The following is a 16458-nucleotide window of genomic DNA, read 5'->3' as shown; positions in this document are numbered from 1 at the left end:
ACGGATGATTATCCCCCTTTCCTGACGGTCATAATACAAGATAAAGTATTGGACTTTGCAGGAACAGGAAAGGGATGGGCTAGATGAGTTGGACTGCATTACTCATGTTTTTACAGGTTTTCTTTTCCATCATTATCGGCATTTATTTTTGGAACCTCTTAAAAAGCCAACAAACCAATCGAAGTGCATTGGATAAAGAAGCACGCAAAGAAATGGAAAAGTTAAAGTCCATGCGCCAGATTTCTTTGTCTGAGCCTCTTGCCGAAAAGACACGTCCGGCAAAAGTGGACGAGATCATCGGACAGGAGGAAGGAATTCGCGCCTTAAAAGCAGCACTGTGCGGCCCGAATCCCCAGCATGTATTGATTTACGGCCCGCCGGGAGTGGGAAAGACAGCGGCCGCCCGGGTGATCTTGGAGGAGGCGAAAAAAAGCAGCGTATCGCCGTTTAACAGCGACTCCAAATTTATTGAGATCGATGCCACCACCGCCAGGTTCGATGAACGGGGCATCGCCGATCCCCTGATCGGTTCCGTGCACGATCCGATTTACCAGGGAGCGGGGGCGATGGGGATGGCCGGTATTCCCCAGCCCAAACCCGGAGCCGTAACCAAAGCGCATGGCGGCATTCTGTTTATTGACGAAATCGGGGAGCTGCATCCCATTCAGATGAACAAGCTGCTCAAAGTGTTGGAAGACCGGAAAGTGTTTTTGGAAAGCGCGTATTACAGTTCGGAAGACAGTAATACCCCCACCCACATCCATGATATTTTTCAAAACGGATTGCCGGCCGATTTCCGCCTGATCGGGGCGACAACCCGCACACCGGAAGAAATTCCGCCGGCGATTCGTTCCCGTTGCATGGAAATATTTTTCCGGCCGCTTCTGGCGACGGAAATCGAAAAAATCGCCACCCAGGCGCTCGAGCGCATCCGGTTTGGTTATACACCCGAAGCGATTTCCGTTATCACCAAATATGCGATGAATGGCCGGGATGCGGTGAACATTGTGCAAACCTCAGTGGGACTTGCCATGTCGGAAAACCGTTCGCGGGTGGAAGCGGATGATGTGGAATGGGTGGTGAACAGCAGCCAGCTGAACCCCCGTCCAAATCAAAAAATGCCTCCGACCGCCCAAGTGGGGCTGGCAACGGGACTGGCCGTGTACGGCCCGCATCTGGGCACGGTTTTGGAAATTGAGGTTTCAGCTTCTCCCGCATCTCCCGGGAAAGGAACGATTCGAATCACGGGTGTTGTGGAAGAAGAGGAAATGTCCAGCCAGCAGCGGACATTGCGTCGCAAAAGCATGGCTCGCGGGTCGGTGGAAAATGTGATCACTGTGTTGCGGACCACAGGCGTACGTCCGGAAGATTATCATTTGCATATCAATTTTCCGGGTGGAATCCCATTGGACGGGCCGTCTGCGGGGATTACCATGGCGACCGCGATTTATTCCGCGATCAAAGGAGTCCCCGTTGACAATCAATTAGCGATGACCGGTGAACTCAGCATTCACGGATATGTGAAACCGGTCGGCGGAATTATTGCCAAGGTGGAAGCGGCCAAACAAGCCGGGGCGAAACGGGTGCTGATCCCGGCGGAAAATATGCAGGCCATCTTTAAGAAGATGGAAGGGATTGAAGTGATTCCTGTCGAACGCATTGAGTCGGTATTGAAGTTGGCTTGCGTTCAGAAAGAGGAGACAGAAGTGACAGACGCGGGTGAGGAAGAGAGTATGGGAGAAACATCAAGCCTGTTTACTCCTACGTCTGCGCCTGTATAAAAAGGAACTGATGACGGAGTCACCTTTTGCCCTGTTTCCCTGCCGATCTTGAGGGAATCCGGCATGAGCAGGATGTCATAGACAAAAGAAAACGAATAGGATAAAATCGAACAAAGCTGCAATCAGTTCCTTGTTGACAGCAACGGAGGTGCATATATGGCTGTAAAAGAAGAGGAACGTACATTGCCTTTACTCCCGTTACGGGGACTTATCGTTTTCCCTACTATGGTATTGCATTTGGATGTAGGAAGGGAACGTTCGGTTCGGGCTTTGGAAAAGGCGATGGTGGACGATCATAATCTCATATTGCTCGCGACGCAAAAAGAAGTTCATATAGAAGAGCCAACCCCAGAAGATATATATCAAATAGGAACGGTTGCAAAAGTTCGCCAAATGCTTAAACTTCCCAACGGAACGATTCGCGTGCTCGTCGAAGGCTTAAAGCGGGCGCGTATCGAAGAATTTGTCGGCGATGATGAGTGTTACATTGTTCGCTACCTCGAGCTTGAAGGTGAGGATGAGGGCGGACAGGATATCAAAGCGCTGATGCGCGCGGTATTGGACCATTTTGAACAATACCTTCGTTTGTCCAAAAAGCTCTCGCCGGAGATCTATTCCGTTGTCGTCGATATCGAGGAACCCGGCCGCCTGGCTGATGTGATCACTTCCCATCTTCCTCTCAAGATTGCCGATAAGCAGACGATTCTGGAGGAGACGAACATCCAGGCCAGGTTGGAAAAGCTTCTTTCCATCATCCACAACGAAAAAGAAGTGCTGGAACTGGAGAAAAAAATCAGTTCCCGTGTCAAAAAACAGATGGAAAAAACGCAAAAAGAGTATTACTTGCGTGAACAGATGAAGGCCATTCAAAAGGAACTCGGAGAAAAAGAAGGACGCACCGGCGAAGTGGAGGAACTTCGCGAGAAACTGGCCGAATTGAAAGCAGACGACTCAGTAAAAGAGAAGATCGAAAAGGAAATCGACCGCCTGGAAAAAATTCCGACCAACTCAGCAGAAGGCGGTGTGGTTCGCAATTATATCGATTGGTTGCTGGATTTGCCCTGGCAAAAAGAGACAGTGGATGATCTGAGCCTGGACAAGGCGGAAAGAATCCTGGACGAAGATCATTACGGTCTGGAAAAGGTAAAAGAGCGGGTATTGGAGTATTTGGCGGTTCAACAGATGGTGAAAAAATTGAAGGGGCCGATTCTCTGTCTGGCCGGACCTCCCGGTGTGGGAAAAACCTCGCTGGCCCGGTCGATTGCCCGGGCGCTGAACAGGAATTTCGTTCGCATTTCTCTCGGAGGAGTGCGCGATGAAGCGGAGATTCGGGGGCATCGCCGTACCTATGTCGGTGCAATGCCGGGCCGGATCATTCAGGGAATGAAACAGGCAGGAAGCAGCAACCCCGTTTTTTTGCTCGATGAAATCGACAAAATGTCGATGGATTTTCGCGGAGATCCTTCGGCAGCCCTTTTGGAAGTGCTCGATCCCAATCAAAACCATACATTTAGCGATCATTATATCGAAATTCCGTTTGATCTATCCAAAGTGATGTTTATTACGACGGCCAATGCGATTCATAACATCCCCCGTCCGCTGCTGGACCGGATGGAGGTGCTGTATATCTCCGGCTATACCGAAATCGAAAAGGAAGAGATCGCGAAAAAATACTTGCTTCCGAAACAACTGGAGGAACATGGTTTATCCAAAGAACAGTTGCAAATCCAGTCCGGCGCCGTATTAAAACTGATCCGTAACTATACGAGAGAAGCCGGTGTCCGCAATCTCGAACGGGCCATCGGAACGCTTTGCCGCAAAGCAGCGAAGCACATCGTCGCTGGCGAGAAGAAGAAAGTGGTCGTGACAGCGCGAAATATCGAGTCCTACCTGGGACCGGAAAAATTTCGCTACGGCCGGGCGGAAGAAACGGATCAGGTCGGTGTGGTTACCGGATTGGCCTGGACGGAAGCGGGAGGTGACACCTTGTCTGTCGAGGTGACCCTTTTCCCGGGAAAAGGAAAGCTGACTTTGACCGGTCAGCTGGGCGATGTGATGAAGGAATCCGCACAGGCGGCGTTCAGCTTTATCCGGAGCAGAGCTGAAGAGCTCGGAATCGACCCGGAATTCCATGAAAAAAATGATATTCATATCCATATCCCTGAAGGCGCGATTCCTAAAGACGGCCCTTCCGCCGGCATCACGATGGCTACCGCATTGGTCTCTGCTTTGACGGGCATCCCCGTTTCGCGCGATGTGGCGATGACGGGAGAGATTACCCTGCGGGGAAGGGTTCTCCCCATTGGCGGCTTAAAAGAAAAATCATTAAGTGCTCACCGCGCCGGCATCAAACATGTGATTTGTCCGCAGGATAATGAAAAAGATCTGCAAGATATACCAAAAAGTGTCCGCAAGGACCTCAAATTCACGACGGTCAGTCACATGGATGAAGTGCTGAAGTTGGCGTTAGTGAGGGATCCTTATGCTGGTAAAAAAAGCTGAGTTTGTGATCAGCGCCGTCAAACCGGCGCAATATCCCGAAGACGCCCTGCCGGAAATCGCTCTGGCCGGGCGTTCCAATGTGGGAAAATCTTCGTTGATCAATTGTTTGATCCAACGAAAAAATCTGGCGCGTACCAGTTCCAAACCGGGAAAGACGCAAACGATCAATTTTTATCGCATTAATGATCAATTGTACTTTGCCGATGTACCGGGATACGGCTTTGCCCGGGTGCCGAAAAGCGTTCGCCAGTCGTGGGGAAAAATGATGGAGACCTACCTGACGGGGCGCGAAACCTTAAAAGGCGTGATTCAGGTGGTCGATTTGCGTCATCCGCCGACAGCAGATGATCAGAATATGTATCAATATTTGAAGCATTTTGGCATTCCGGTTATCGTTGTGGCCACCAAAGCAGATAAAATTTCCAGAGGAAAATGGCAAAAGCATTTAAAAGCAGTGAGAGAAGGACTGGAGTTGCATCAGGGCGACCCGTTGCTTCTGTTTTCATCCGAAACTGCATATGGTAAAGAACAGTTATGGAAAGAAATAGAGAAATGCACAGGAAACAGCGAAGGCTCATGATAACAGGATGCTGTGCACAGGAAAGGGTGGGAGTGGATGGGAAAGAAAATCCGTGTGGCCGTACTGTTTGGGGGAAAATCAGGAGAGCATGACGTCTCTTTGTCTTCTGCCGCATCGGTGATTAAAGCCATCGATCCGGAAAAATATGAGGTGATCCCCATTGGAATCACCCGGGAAGGCCATTTTAATCCGGGAAAAAAGTCTCTTCCCATGTTGCAGGGAAAATTGGAGCCGGAAAAAATTGAACAGATCGGCAGCAACCTTCCACAGGTGGTTGAAGATGCCGGGACTGACCTCGACTTTTTCGGCCCGGGAAAAATTGATGTGGTTTTTCCGGTTCTTCACGGTACATTTGGAGAGGATGGAACGATTCAGGGGATGATGGAAATCGCCCAAATCCCGTATGTTGGTGCAGGTGTGCTTGCCTCCGCCGTCGGGATGGATAAGGAATTTTCCAAAAAAGTGTTTGCCGTCGAAGGTCTTCCCCAAGCCAAATATCTGGCCTTCCTGAAATCCGGATGGTCAAAGCGGAAAGAGGAATGGATCGCGAAAATCGAAGAAGAACTGGGGTACCCCTGTTTTGTGAAACCGGCAAACCTCGGTTCCAGTGTCGGCATTTCCAAGGTGAAAAAACGGGATGAACTGATTGAGGCTGTTGAACTGGCCGGACAATTTGACCGAAAAATCATTGTGGAAGAGTTTATCCCTGCCCATGAAGTGGAAGTGGCCGTGTTGGGAAATGACGAGCCGAAAGCCTCGGTTCCGGGGGAAATCGTCTCTTCCAATGAATTTTATGATTACCGGGCAAAATATGTGGACGGGAAATCGGTGATGCGCATTCCCGCCGATTTGCCCGGGGAGGTTGCCGAAAAGCTTCGCGATTTGGCCATCCGTGCTTTCAGGGCGATTGATTGCAGCGGGTTGGCACGAGTTGATTTCTTCATCCGCAAAGATAACGGAGAAGTATTAATCAACGAAATCAACACTATGCCCGGTTTCACCCCTTTCAGCATGTATGCCAAGCTGTGGGAGCATTCCGGCATCAGCTACAGTGAACTGATTTCCCGCTTGATTGAACTGGCGCTGGAACGGTTTGAAGAGAAGAAGAATTTAATCACTTCCTTTGAGGTGAAGTGAACGAAAAGGCTGTTGGCAAAGAAGGTCAACAGCCTTTTTTTGTCGAAAAATATTTGTATATTTGTATAATTTAATTCGGTTTAGACAACAAGAAGGGAGCATCAAAATGTTTGGAACAATGAGGCTGGCAAGATCCTTGGCGATGATGGCTCTTGCGGTTTTATTCTCTTTTTTGGTCATGCATGGATCGGCCCAAGCCTACACCGGGAAAATTCTGTTTGATCAAGGGCATGGTGAAACGGCGGGAAATGCGGATTGGACCATTAACGGGGCCTATTCGGAATTGGCGGATGCCTTGCGGAGCGATGGTTATACCGTGGCCTCAACCGCTTCCTCACTGACGGATACCTTGCTCAGCCAGTATGATGTATTGGTTTTGCCGGAGCCGAATATAAACTTCAGTTCATCAGAAAAATCGGCCATCATCCGTTTTATCCAAAACGGAGGCGGGGTCTACTTCATCGCCGATCACAATAACTCCGACCGGAACAATGACGGTGTCGATTCGGTCGATATCTACAACAGCTTTGTCAATACGCTCGGTTTCACATTTAACTATGCTTCGCTGTCAAAGGATCCCATTACCGATATACGCAATTCTCCCGTCACTTCCGGCGTCTCTGCAGTCGGGTGCTGGGGTGGTACGACAATCAAAGTCGGGACAAGCAACAGCAGCATCGTAAAAGATATCTATCTGAACGCTGATCCGTTTCATATCCACGGTTCCTATGGCAATGGCCGTTTTGCGGCTCTTGGTGACTCCTCCTTGTATGATGATGGCACAGGGAATCCCGGTGACAGCTTACACCCGAACTGGTACGATTATGACGATTCCATCCTGGCTGTAAATACGATTGAGTGGCTGGCAGGGGATCGCTGAGACAAAGAGCAATAACGAGTAAAAGCCCGGTGATCCGGGCTTTTACTCGTCTTGTGCGGTTAAGATGAGGGGGCCTTCCGGCATGATGGCAATGGTGTGTTCATATTGTGCGGACAGGCTGCCATCCACCGTTTTGGCCGTCCAGCCGTCCGGCATCAGCCTGACATGATGGGAACCGAGGTTCAGCATCGGCTCGATCGTGAACACCATGCCTTCCTGAATGAGCGGTCCTTGTCCGGGAGGGCCGTAATGGGGAACTTCGGGTTCTTCGTGTATATGTTTGCCGATTCCGTGGCCGATGAAAGGGCGCACCACGGAAAGTCCCTGAGATTCGGCATATGTCTGAATCGCGTGGGAAATGTCGCCGATGCGATTGCCTGAACGCGCTTTGGCAATTCCACGGTAAAGCGCTTCTTTTGTTGCCTTTAACAGCCTCTGCGCCTCAGGGGAGATTTTTCCGACAGCATAGGACCATGCTGAATCGGCCAGCCAGCCATTTAAGTTGACGACCAAGTCGATGGTGACGATATCTCCTTCAGCAAGCGGGGTTTTGCGCGGAAATCCGTGGCACACCTCATCATTGACCGAGGCGCAGGTAGCGTATGGGTAACCCATATAGTCTTTTTGTTCGGGAGTGGCTCCATGCTGCATCAAGTAATTTTCCACCCATTGGTCGATCTCCCAGGTGGTCACCCCCGGACGGATCCGCTTGCGCAGTTCCCGGTGGCAGGCAGCAAGAAGTTTGCCTGCTTTGTGCATGAGTGCAATTTCTTCCGGTGTTCGTATGGATATCATTTGCTTCGCTCCGATGAGAATTTTTGAGTATCTAGTATCTATATACTATGCCCCAATTATTTTCTGGTGACAAGGAACAAGCCGAGAATAACGACAAAAACCGGCCAGATTCCGTGCAGAATCGAGGTGATGGGTGAGATGACCGGAAGATTGGCAATGCCAGGATAGGCAAAAATCCCGGTAATCACCATAATGCCCCCGACAATGCCCGTAATGTGGTTTTTGGAAATGGAGAAGGAAAACAGTACCGCAATCCCAAATAACACAAGCAACAGGCTCCAATGTTTAGGCCATCCGTCGACATATTTTATTCCCCAGATGGAGAGGCCCAGAGCGGTGATCAGGCCGGTCCACAGGGTAAGAACATGATTTCGCTTGGACAAAGCAAAAAACATGAGAATGGCGCCGAGCAAAAAGAGAATAAAAGGCCAGGTGAGAAGAGATGTGATCGAAGCCAGATCCGATTTGATCAACATGAGCAATATCCCTGCAAGAATGAGGATAAGTCCGGTCAGCTTCACTTTCATCAGTTGTTCGCTCCTTGAATGAAAGAAGTAGATTTTTCCTTTTTAATCTTAACACAATTTGCATAAAATGGAGCGACAATGTTTAAACGGATCAGCTGTGGCGGCGTCCCCATTTTTGCTCGACCCAGGCGATCAGCTGGTACATAATCGTCGCAATAATCGCCACGATCACAAGGCTCAGCATGACCAAATTGAGATTGAATACCTGAAAGCCGTAGATAATCAAATAACCCAGTCCTTCTTTGGAGACCAGAAATTCACCGACGATGACGCCGACCCAGGACAAGCCGACATTTACTTTTAAAGCGGCGATGATGTCCGGTATACTGGCGGGGAAGATAATGGTGCGGAAAATCTGAGCGCGAGTGGCGCCAAAAGACCGCGCCAGGATCAGATAGCTCTCATCGACGCTCTGAAAGCTGGTATGGATTACCAAAGTGGTGATGATGATCGTGATGGCGATCGCCATGGCGAGAATCGAGGGAAACCCGGCTCCCATTGTCACGATAAAAAGGGGACCGAGGGCTACTTTGGGCATGCTGTTGATCACGACCAGATAAGGATCGAGCACGCGGGACAGGAAAGAAGAGGACCAGATGAGCGTTGCCAGAGCGACGCCGCTGGCCGTGCCCAGGATAAAACCGGCGATCGTTTCCGCCGATGTCATAAAGATGTGATGAAAAAGCGCACCGGACTGGACCAGCTGGTTTGCCTGTTCCCAGATGCGGGACGGACTGCTGAAGAGGAAAGGATCAATCCAGCCGTTGTTCGCTCCCCATTCCCATCCCCAGATCAAGCCGAGCAACAGAAGAAGGCGAATCAGCCAAATCCAGACAGTGCGAATGTAGAGGCGACGAAGATAGGCGGCGTGTTCCGGACTGGCTTCGCCTTTTTTTATCCATTTCACGGTTTTTCCACTTCCCTCCAAAGTTCTTCAAAGATCACCCGGAAGGCGGGATGGCTGCGCGCTTTGAGCGGCGGCAAACTTCTCAGTTCTTCGGGGACATGGATCTGGTGCCGGATCTCGCCCGGTTGCCCGCCCATTACGAGAATCCGGTCACCTACGGCAATCGCTTCTTCCAGATCGTGTGTGACGAGTAGCGCCGTTTTGTTTTCTTCCTTTAACGCCCGGGCGAGCAGATCTTCGAGCAGGATTTTGTTTTGGATATCCAACGCGGAAAAAGGTTCATCCAGCAATAATATATCTGGTTCGACGGCCAAGGTTCGCACCAGAGCGACACGTTGTCTCATTCCGCCGGATAATTGGGACGGATAGTGATGACTGACATGCTTTAGCCCCATTTTTTCCAGCAGATCCCTCGCCTTGGCGATTTTGTCCGGGGTGGCCTGACCCTGAATTTGCAGTCCGAACAGCATATTTTGTTCCACAGTTCTCCACTCGAGCAGTCCGTCTTTTTGCAACATGTAGCTGGTGCGAAAAGAAGGGCCGTCAATTTTTTTGCCGAACAGTCGGATTATGCCTTTGGTCGCGGGGAAGATCCCGGCGATCAGTGAAAGGATGGTGCTTTTTCCGCAACCGCTGGGGCCGACGAGAGCGACAAATTCGCCTTCATCCACTGAAAAGGAAACGGAACGGATCGCCGTCACTTCTTCTTTTTTCGTAAAATAGGCATGGGTTAAATTTTCAATCTGCACAGCCGGTGGCGAATTCATCTTCGATCCCCCCTTTTTATTGTTTTTGTTTGGTTGAAACCTCTTTGGCAAAGGAAGTGTCCACCAGCTTTTGATAGGGGATTTTAGCCGGAAGTTCGCCTGCTTGGGACATGACCGTCAATAAGCGGTTATACTCTTCTTCATCGATGATGGTGTTTTTGGCATAGGAATCCTGCTCTTTGTAGCGCTGAATGACGCGCACCAGAATGTCGCGGTCGGTGTCGGGGAATTGCGGGGCGATCACGTCGGCAATTTCCCCGGGGGTATGGGTGGCGACCCAGTCTTGTCCTTTTTGGACGGCGCGGGTAAAACGCCGGATTATGTCAGGGTTCTGTTTGATATAGGATTGATTGGTCATGTAGCAGGTATAGGGAACATGGCCGCTGTCCTTGCCGAAGGAGGCAACGATGTAGCCTTTTTTTCTTTTTCGATTTTGGAGGCCATTGGTTCAAACAGTTGAACGAAATCGCCGGTTCCGGCGACAAAGGCGTTTGCCAGATTCTGATAATCGACATTCTGGATGATTTGGACATCTTTGTGCGGGGTGAGACCGTGTTTCCGTTGTACGTATTCACTGATCATTTCCGGCATTCCTCCGCGCCGCTGCCCGAGCAGGGATTTACCCTTGAGCATCGACCAGTCAAAGTGGGGAATCGGCTGGCGGGAAACGAGAAAGGAACCGTCCGTTTGGGTCAATTGTGCGAAGGCGGTGATCGGATGTGCAGAGGACCGGGCTGTCACATAAATGGCCGCTTCAGCTCCGACCAGGACGATATCGGATTGGCCTGCGACCAGTGTTGTCATGGTTTTATCGCCCCCGTTGCCATTGGACAGCTGAATGTCCAGGCCTTGTTCCTTGAAAAAACCTTTTTCCAAGGCAACATATTGAGGAGCATAGAAGAGTGAATGGGTGACTTCCACCAGTCGGATTTGCCGCAGTCCGGACCGGGAAGAGGAGGAAGAGCAAGCGGTTAAAAGGAGAACGATGACGAGCGCCAACACGAAACCAAACGATCGAGTCAAGCGGTTCATGGGCGTCACCTCTCAAAGTGGTCTCAGTAACCGGAAGGTGGTGTCGAACCGGTAAACAAAAGGGATTTTCGCAAACTTCTGCTATTTCTTATTATTATTATTATTATACACAATCTGGGCTTCAAAATGTGTTCACAGGGCGAAACTTGGGATTTGAAATCTCTGTGATATAATGGATATTGAATTTTATTCACTTTTGCCCGGATTGCCGAGTCAAGAGGAAGGCTGTTCCGGGATTCGAGGTGAAACGAAGTTGCATATTTTAACAGTCGGATTAAACCATAAAACAGCACCAGTTGAACTGCGTGAACGATTTTCTTTTGCTGAAGACCGACTTGAACTTGCCTTGAGAAGTTTACGTGATATGAAAAGCATCATGGAATGCGTGATCGTCAGCACGTGTAACCGCATGGAACTTTATGTGGTCTGTGATCAATTGCATACAGGAGATTATTATACCAAAACCTTTCTGGAAAGCTGGTTTCGCATTCCCCGCCAGGAGTTTGCCGACCATCTTTATGTAAAAGCGAATCAGGAAGCGGTGCGGCATCTCTACCATGTAGTTTGCGGCCTCGATTCTCTTGTGATCGGGGAAACACAAATTTTGGGTCAGGTGAAACACGCCTTTTTGACCGCTCAGTCGACGGGGACGACGGGAACCATCTTCAATATGTTGTTTAAACAAGCGGTGACCTTCGGAAAACGCGTTCACTCGGAGACGGAAATCGGGCAAAATGCCGTGTCTGTCAGTTATGCTGCCGTTGAGCTTGGGAAAAAAATGTTCGATTCCTTTGCCGATAAAACGATTTTGCTCATCGGTGCGGGGGAAATGAGCGAGCTGACGGCGAAGCATTTTTATTCGACCGGGGCGGCGCGCGTCCTGGTGGTGAACCGCACCCTGGACAAAGCAGAGGAGTTGGCTGCCAGGTTTCACGGTGAAGCCCGGGCATGGGATCAATTGCTTTCCGCGCTGGCTGAAGCTGATATCGTGGTCAGCTCAACCGGGTCCCGGGAACCTGTTTTGACAAGGGATATGGTCGCTCCGATTGCTGCTCGGCGGCGCTCTCCGCTGTTCATGATCGATATTGCGGTACCGCGCGACATAGAGCCCTCCATCCATGAATTGGATCAAGTTTTCTTGTATGATATAGACGATTTGCATGGAATTGTGGATTCCAATCTCGCGCTCAGGGAGCAGGAAGCGAAAAAAATCGCCGTCTGGATTGAACAAAAACAAAAAGAATTTGATGAGTGGATGGAAACTTTGGGTGTGGTGCCGCTCATTACGGCGTTGCGCGAAAAGGCGCTGGCGATTCAGGAGGAAGCCGTCCTGCGCATTGAACGGAAGCTGCCGGACCTGACGGAAAAACAGCGCAGAGTGATTCGCAAACACACAAAGAGCATTGTGAATCAGTTGATGCACGAGCCGATCGTCCGTGTCAAGGAACTGGCGACCACACCGAAGAAAGAAGCGGCGCAGGAGATGTTTGTCACCTTGTTCGCTTTGGAAAAACTACTGGATGACAACGGGGACAAGACATCTGAAAAAGTGAAACACCCGGCGTTTACGAGCGGGAAACTGATCCGCACTTAAAGGGGGAGCAGCCCGTGTTCGCCGAACGTTGGTTCTATGATTTCATGATTTATGCCTATGCGCTCAGCTTGCTGTTTGCGCTGGCTGATTTCTTTCATCCAACCAGGAAGTCCGGGTGGATTTCCTATCTGTTTCTGGCGGGCGTTTGGGTGATGCAGACGTTCGTATTTGTAATGGGGCTCGGGCATTATGTTGCCTTGTCAATTCCGCTTGATGCCCTGTTTATCTATTCATGGATTTTGATCGGATTTACGCTTTTGATGCATTTGATCTATCGCATGAACATCTTTTACTTCATCGCCAACTTGATCGGATTTATCGTTTTTGCGATCAATCTGTTCATTCCCCGGCAGGGTTCTGAAGAATTGACGCATCTCCTGCTGAAGGAATTGGTCTTGATCCATGTTGCCATGGCGATGATGGCTTATGCCGCCTTTTCACTGGCGAGTATCGGTTCCGGATTGTACCTGGTCAACAACCACTTGTTGAAGCAGAAAAAATGGAACCTTCTTTTGCGCCAGCTGCCGAGTCTGGGCTGGTTGGAGTGGTTCTCCATCTGGCTGGTGGTCGGAGGAACCGGATTTTTCATTGCCGCGATGGTTTTGGGCGTGATCTACAGTTACCAGGCGATTGGGCACATGTTTTGGACAGACCCGAAAGTTTGGGGATCGTTTTTGGTGACGCTCCTTTATGGCTGGATCTTGTACCGCTGGGGGAGAAAACAGATGATGGGCCGCCGGTTGGCCTGGTGGAATACGCTTGCGATTTTGGCTGTGTTGATCAACTATGTGACCATGCGATCCAGTGACTCGGTTCATCACTGGTTTTAGACAAAGGAGCTAGAATACGATGAAACCGTTATACGCCATGATGGTGGATATAACCGGCCGGCGCTGCCTGGTTGTGGGGGGGGGTTCGGTGGCGGAACGCAAGGCGGCCGCGCTTCTGGAAGCCGGAGCGCTGGTCAAAGTCGTCAGCCCGTCAGCCACCCCCCTCATTCAAAAGTGGGCCCTGCTCGGCAGAGTCGAGTGGAAAAATCGACCGTACGCACCGACGGACGGAATTGGCTGCTTTCTCGTCATCGCCGCTACTGATGACAACCAAACCAATGAGGCGATCTATCGCGATGCCAAGGAGCGGGGGCAGTGGATCAATGTCGTTGATCAGCCTGAACTGTGCAATTTCACCGTTCCCTCCACAGTGAAGCGGGGACCGTTGCAGATCGCCATTTCCACCGGTGGAGCCAGCCCGTCGCTCGCGAAAAAGATCCGCCAGGACCTGGAAAAATCGTTTGGTGAAGAGTACGAACGCTACCTCGGTTTATTGCAGGAGATGAGAGAAAAAGTCCGCGCAGAAGTAAAAGATCCGAGACTTCGATACAGCTTGATGAAAGAATTGGTGTCGGATGAATGGCTGATCGAGTGCCGGCGTGATCCGGAGGGAGTCAGGGGGAAAATGCTTGGCTTCATTCAGTCTCATTTATCCGTACAAGCCTAGAAAGGAGGGAGAAGATGCGATCACTCATCGTGGGAACAAGAAAGAGCCAGTTGGCAATGACCCAGACTAGCTGGGTTGTCGACCGCTTGAAAGAAGTGAAGCCGGGACTCGAGGTGAGAATGGAGAAAATTGTCACCAAGGGCGATCGGATTCTCAATGTCACGTTGTCCAAAGTGGGCGGCAAAGGATTGTTTGTCAAAGAGATTGAACAAGCATTATTGGACGGGCGCATTGATTTTGCCGTACACAGCATGAAAGATTTGCCGGGTGAGATGCCGGAAGGGCTTGTGATCGGAGCCATTCCCCGTCGTGAAAATCCACGGGATGTGCTGTTGTCGCGCGATGGAAAGATGCTGGCTGAATTGCCGCCCGGCTCCGTGGTGGGGACGAGCAGTCTGCGGCGCCAAGCGCAGATATTGGCCTCCCGCCCTGATTTGAGGGTGGAGCCGGTTCGTGGCAACCTGGATACGCGCATCCGGAAAATGAGGGAAGGACAGTTTGATGCGATCGTACTTGCGGCGGCGGGCCTTTACCGCATGGATTGGCAAAGCGAGATTTGTGAAGAATTGCCGATCAACGTGATGTTACCCGCGGTTGGCCAGGGAGCGCTCGCCATCCAGTGTCGTGAAGATGACCATGAGCTGCTCTCTCTCCTCGCCGGGATCAACCATGAGCAGACGGCGCGGGCGGTCCGGGCGGAAAGGGCTTTTTTGGTCGCCTTTGAAGGAAGTTGCCATATGCCCCTGGCTGCTTACGCCGAAGTCGATGGAGAGGAAGTGCACTTGACCGGTTTGGTGGCGCAACCGGACGGTAAAGAGGTCATCAAGAAAAGCATGCGAGGCAAAGACGAATGGGCGGTTGGCAAACAGCTTGCCAAAGAGATGAGAGAGCTTGGAGCAGGTCAACTGCTGGCACTCAGTGAGAGGAGTTAGTCGGATGACGAAACTTGTTTATTTGGTAGGAGCTGGACCGGGGGATCCCGGATTAATTACAGTAAAAGGATTGGAAGCGATTAAAAAGGCAGACTGCATTGTTTACGACCGTTTAGCGAGCCCTTTGCTGTTAAAGCACGCGAAACCGAAGGCCGAATTGATTTACTGCGGCAAGCTGCCGGACCGGCATACGCTGACCCAGGAGGAGATCAATGACTTACTGGTGGCTAAAGCGAAAGAGGGGAAGGTCGTAACCCGGCTCAAAGGGGGAGATCCTTTCATTTTCGGCCGCGGGGGTGAAGAGGCGGAACGCCTTGTGGAAGAAGGGATTCCGTTTGAAGTCGTACCGGGGATTACCTCGGCAATCGCCGTTCCCGCTTATGCCGGCATTCCCGTCACACACCGTGACTTTAATTCCTCCTTTGCGATCGTCACAGGGCATGAACGGCCGGAAAAAACCGAATCATCCATCCGTTGGAACCACTTGGCTACGGCAGTGGAAACTCTGATCTTTTTGATGGGGGTCGGAAATCTGCCGTTTATTGTCGAACAGCTCATCAAATACGGCCGTTCAAAAGAAACGCCGGTTGCACTTATTCGCTGGGGCACCCGGGTTGAACAGGAAACGCTGACGGGAACCTTGGAGGATATCGTGCAAAAAGTGGAGGAGGCCCGTTTCCGTTCCCCGGCCATTATCGTGGTGGGGGAAGTCGTAAAACTGCGGGAAAAATTGTCGTGGTTTGAAAAGAAACCGCTGTTTGGCAAAAGGGTTCTGGTCACAAGGGCTCGAAGCCAGAGCAGCGTTTTGACGGAGAAAATTCAGGCGCTTGGTGGAGAAGCGGTAGAATTTCCCGTGATCCGCATCACCCGTCCTGAGCGCCAAGACCTGTTGGATGCGGCGTTGCATCAGCTTGAGCGGTTTGACTGGGTGATTTTTACCAGTGCCAATGGAGTGAAGCACTTTTTTAAACGCCTGATCGAATTAAATCTCGATATTCGCCGGATGGCCAAGGCGCGGATTGCGGCGATCGGTCCCAAAACGGCAGAGGTGCTAATCGAAAAAGGATTGCGGGTGGAAGTGTTGCCGGAAGAGTATAAGGCAGAAGCGCTTGTGGAAGCACTCAAACCGATGATCAAGCAGGGAGAAGAGATTCTGCTTCCCCGTGCCGATATCGCCCGCGAAGTTTTGGCTGTTGAATTGGAGAAACTGGGATGCCATGTCACGGAAGTGGATGCATACGATACAAAAATCGGCACCGAAGATGCGGGCGAAGTAGTAGAAATGCTGAAACGGGGCGCTATTCATGTGATTACCTTCACAAGCTCCTCTACGGTTCGCAATTTTGTCGAAGCAGTGAAAACAGTCGAACCGGAGGTTCCTGCTTTGCTCTCCGGGAGCAGGATCGCCTGCATCGGTCCCATCACGGCACAAACCGCTGCCGAACTGGGGCTGAAGGTAGATGTGGTTGCTGATTCATATACGATTGACGGTCTGGTGGAGGCATTAAAAACACTATAGGCCCGGCA

Annotated in this window: 14 protein-coding genes and 1 pseudogene; 10 read left to right on the top strand and 5 right to left on the bottom strand. The window is 50.8% G+C overall.

What is annotated here, in order from left to right:
• Positions 1 to 83: 83 nt before the first annotated feature.
• From lonB to JG50_RS0101065, 5 genes are all read left to right on the top strand, one after another.
• Positions 84 to 1781 carry an ATP-dependent protease LonB gene (lonB, locus tag JG50_RS0101085; RefSeq protein ID WP_033099246.1) on the top strand — a complete coding sequence of 566 codons (1698 nt, stop codon included), beginning with the start codon at positions 84 to 86 and terminating at the stop codon, positions 1779 to 1781.
• 156 nt (positions 1782 to 1937) lie between these two features.
• Positions 1938 to 4283 carry an endopeptidase La gene (gene lon, locus JG50_RS0101080; RefSeq protein ID WP_033099245.1) on the top strand — a complete coding sequence of 782 codons (2346 nt, stop codon included), beginning with the start codon at positions 1938 to 1940 and terminating at the stop codon, positions 4281 to 4283.
• Entirely contained in the window at positions 4264 to 4863 is a 600-nt protein-coding gene (yihA, locus tag JG50_RS0101075) for a ribosome biogenesis GTP-binding protein YihA/YsxC (protein ID WP_033099244.1), read from the top strand. Before lon ends, yihA begins: the two co-directional genes overlap by 20 nt.
• A 36-nt stretch (positions 4864 to 4899) precedes the next feature.
• On the top strand, positions 4900 to 6000 hold the full coding sequence (locus tag JG50_RS0101070; protein WP_033099243.1) for a D-alanine--D-alanine ligase: 1101 nt from the start codon (positions 4900 to 4902) through the stop codon (positions 5998 to 6000).
• A gap of 106 nt (positions 6001 to 6106) precedes the next feature.
• Positions 6107 to 6880, top strand: coding sequence for a Gldg family protein (locus tag JG50_RS0101065; RefSeq protein ID WP_052153866.1), 774 nt, complete (start codon positions 6107 to 6109; stop codon positions 6878 to 6880).
• A 42-nt stretch (positions 6881 to 6922) separates the two neighbouring features.
• Here JG50_RS0101065 and map read toward each other — a convergent pair whose 3' ends face one another.
• From map to JG50_RS17950, 5 genes and pseudogenes are all read right to left on the bottom strand, one after another.
• Positions 6923 to 7675: a type I methionyl aminopeptidase gene (gene map, locus JG50_RS0101060; protein ID WP_033099242.1), complete on the bottom strand. Its 753-nt coding sequence runs from the start codon at positions 7673 to 7675 to the stop codon at positions 6923 to 6925.
• Between the two features lie 56 nt (positions 7676 to 7731).
• Positions 7732 to 8202: a hypothetical protein gene (locus JG50_RS0101055; protein ID WP_033099241.1), complete on the bottom strand. Its 471-nt coding sequence runs from the start codon at positions 8200 to 8202 to the stop codon at positions 7732 to 7734.
• A gap of 91 nt (positions 8203 to 8293) precedes the next feature.
• Positions 8294 to 9100: an ABC transporter permease gene (locus tag JG50_RS0101050; protein ID WP_033099365.1), complete on the bottom strand. Its 807-nt coding sequence runs from the start codon at positions 9098 to 9100 to the stop codon at positions 8294 to 8296.
• A gap of 5 nt (positions 9101 to 9105) precedes the next feature.
• The gene (locus JG50_RS0101045) at positions 9106 to 9876 is read right to left on the bottom strand and encodes an ABC transporter ATP-binding protein (protein WP_033099240.1); all 771 of its coding nucleotides are present in this window, start codon (positions 9874 to 9876) and stop codon (positions 9106 to 9108) included.
• Positions 9877 to 9892: 16 nt separating this feature from the next.
• A pseudogene (locus JG50_RS17950) lies at positions 9893 to 10908 on the bottom strand (ABC transporter substrate-binding protein).
• 253 nt (positions 10909 to 11161) lie between these two features.
• On the opposite strand from JG50_RS17950, the gene hemA reads away from it, so the two are divergent.
• From hemA to cobA, 5 genes are read left to right on the top strand one after another with little or no spacing between them, the layout of a single operon-like run.
• Positions 11162 to 12502 (top strand): glutamyl-tRNA reductase, encoded by a 1341-nt coding sequence (hemA, locus tag JG50_RS0101035; RefSeq protein ID WP_033099364.1) that lies wholly within the window; start codon positions 11162 to 11164, stop codon positions 12500 to 12502.
• Between the two features lie 14 nt (positions 12503 to 12516).
• Complete coding sequence (gene ccsA / locus JG50_RS0101030) at positions 12517 to 13332, top strand: cytochrome c biogenesis protein CcsA (RefSeq protein WP_052153865.1); 816 nt, start codon at positions 12517 to 12519, stop codon at positions 13330 to 13332.
• Positions 13333 to 13351: 19 nt separating this feature from the next.
• Positions 13352 to 13999: a precorrin-2 dehydrogenase/sirohydrochlorin ferrochelatase family protein gene (locus JG50_RS0101025; RefSeq protein WP_033099239.1), complete on the top strand. Its 648-nt coding sequence runs from the start codon at positions 13352 to 13354 to the stop codon at positions 13997 to 13999.
• A gap of 14 nt (positions 14000 to 14013) precedes the next feature.
• A complete protein-coding gene (hemC, locus tag JG50_RS0101020) occupies positions 14014 to 14931 on the top strand; it encodes a hydroxymethylbilane synthase (RefSeq protein ID WP_033099238.1) in 918 nt (305 codons plus the stop codon).
• Between the two features lie 4 nt (positions 14932 to 14935).
• The gene (cobA, locus tag JG50_RS0101015; RefSeq protein WP_033099237.1) at positions 14936 to 16450 is read left to right on the top strand and encodes a uroporphyrinogen-III C-methyltransferase; all 1515 of its coding nucleotides are present in this window, start codon (positions 14936 to 14938) and stop codon (positions 16448 to 16450) included.
• Positions 16451 to 16458 lie beyond the last annotated feature (8 nt).

The organism is Thermoactinomyces daqus, assembly GCF_000763315.1.
In the GTDB taxonomy this organism is placed as follows: Bacteria; Bacillota; Bacilli; order Thermoactinomycetales; family Thermoactinomycetaceae; genus Thermoactinomyces_A; species Thermoactinomyces_A daqus.
Note: the sequence above shows the minus strand (reverse complement) of the source record. Positions and strands in the feature narration are given on the sequence as shown.

What these genes read in the sequence shown, in the direction of transcription:
- lonB (WP_033099246.1), top strand. Translation starts at nt 84, where the DNA reads ATGAGTTGGACTGCATTACTCATGTTTTTACAGGTTTTCTTTTCCATC.
- lon (WP_033099245.1), top strand. Translation starts at nt 1,938, where the DNA reads ATGGCTGTAAAAGAAGAGGAACGTACATTGCCTTTACTCCCGTTACGG.
- yihA (WP_033099244.1), top strand. Translation starts at nt 4,264, where the DNA reads ATGCTGGTAAAAAAAGCTGAGTTTGTGATCAGCGCCGTCAAACCGGCG.
- JG50_RS0101070 (WP_033099243.1), top strand. Translation starts at nt 4,900, where the DNA reads ATGGGAAAGAAAATCCGTGTGGCCGTACTGTTTGGGGGAAAATCAGGA.
- JG50_RS0101065 (WP_052153866.1), top strand. Translation starts at nt 6,107, where the DNA reads ATGTTTGGAACAATGAGGCTGGCAAGATCCTTGGCGATGATGGCTCTT.
- map (WP_033099242.1), bottom strand. Translation starts at nt 7,675, where the DNA reads ATGATATCCATACGAACACCGGAAGAAATTGCACTCATGCACAAAGCA.
- JG50_RS0101055 (WP_033099241.1), bottom strand. Translation starts at nt 8,202, where the DNA reads ATGAAAGTGAAGCTGACCGGACTTATCCTCATTCTTGCAGGGATATTG.
- JG50_RS0101045 (WP_033099240.1), bottom strand. Translation starts at nt 9,876, where the DNA reads ATGAATTCGCCACCGGCTGTGCAGATTGAAAATTTAACCCATGCCTAT.
- JG50_RS0101025 (WP_033099239.1), top strand. Translation starts at nt 13,352, where the DNA reads ATGAAACCGTTATACGCCATGATGGTGGATATAACCGGCCGGCGCTGC.
- hemC (WP_033099238.1), top strand. Translation starts at nt 14,014, where the DNA reads ATGCGATCACTCATCGTGGGAACAAGAAAGAGCCAGTTGGCAATGACC.
- cobA (WP_033099237.1), top strand. Translation starts at nt 14,936, where the DNA reads ATGACGAAACTTGTTTATTTGGTAGGAGCTGGACCGGGGGATCCCGGA.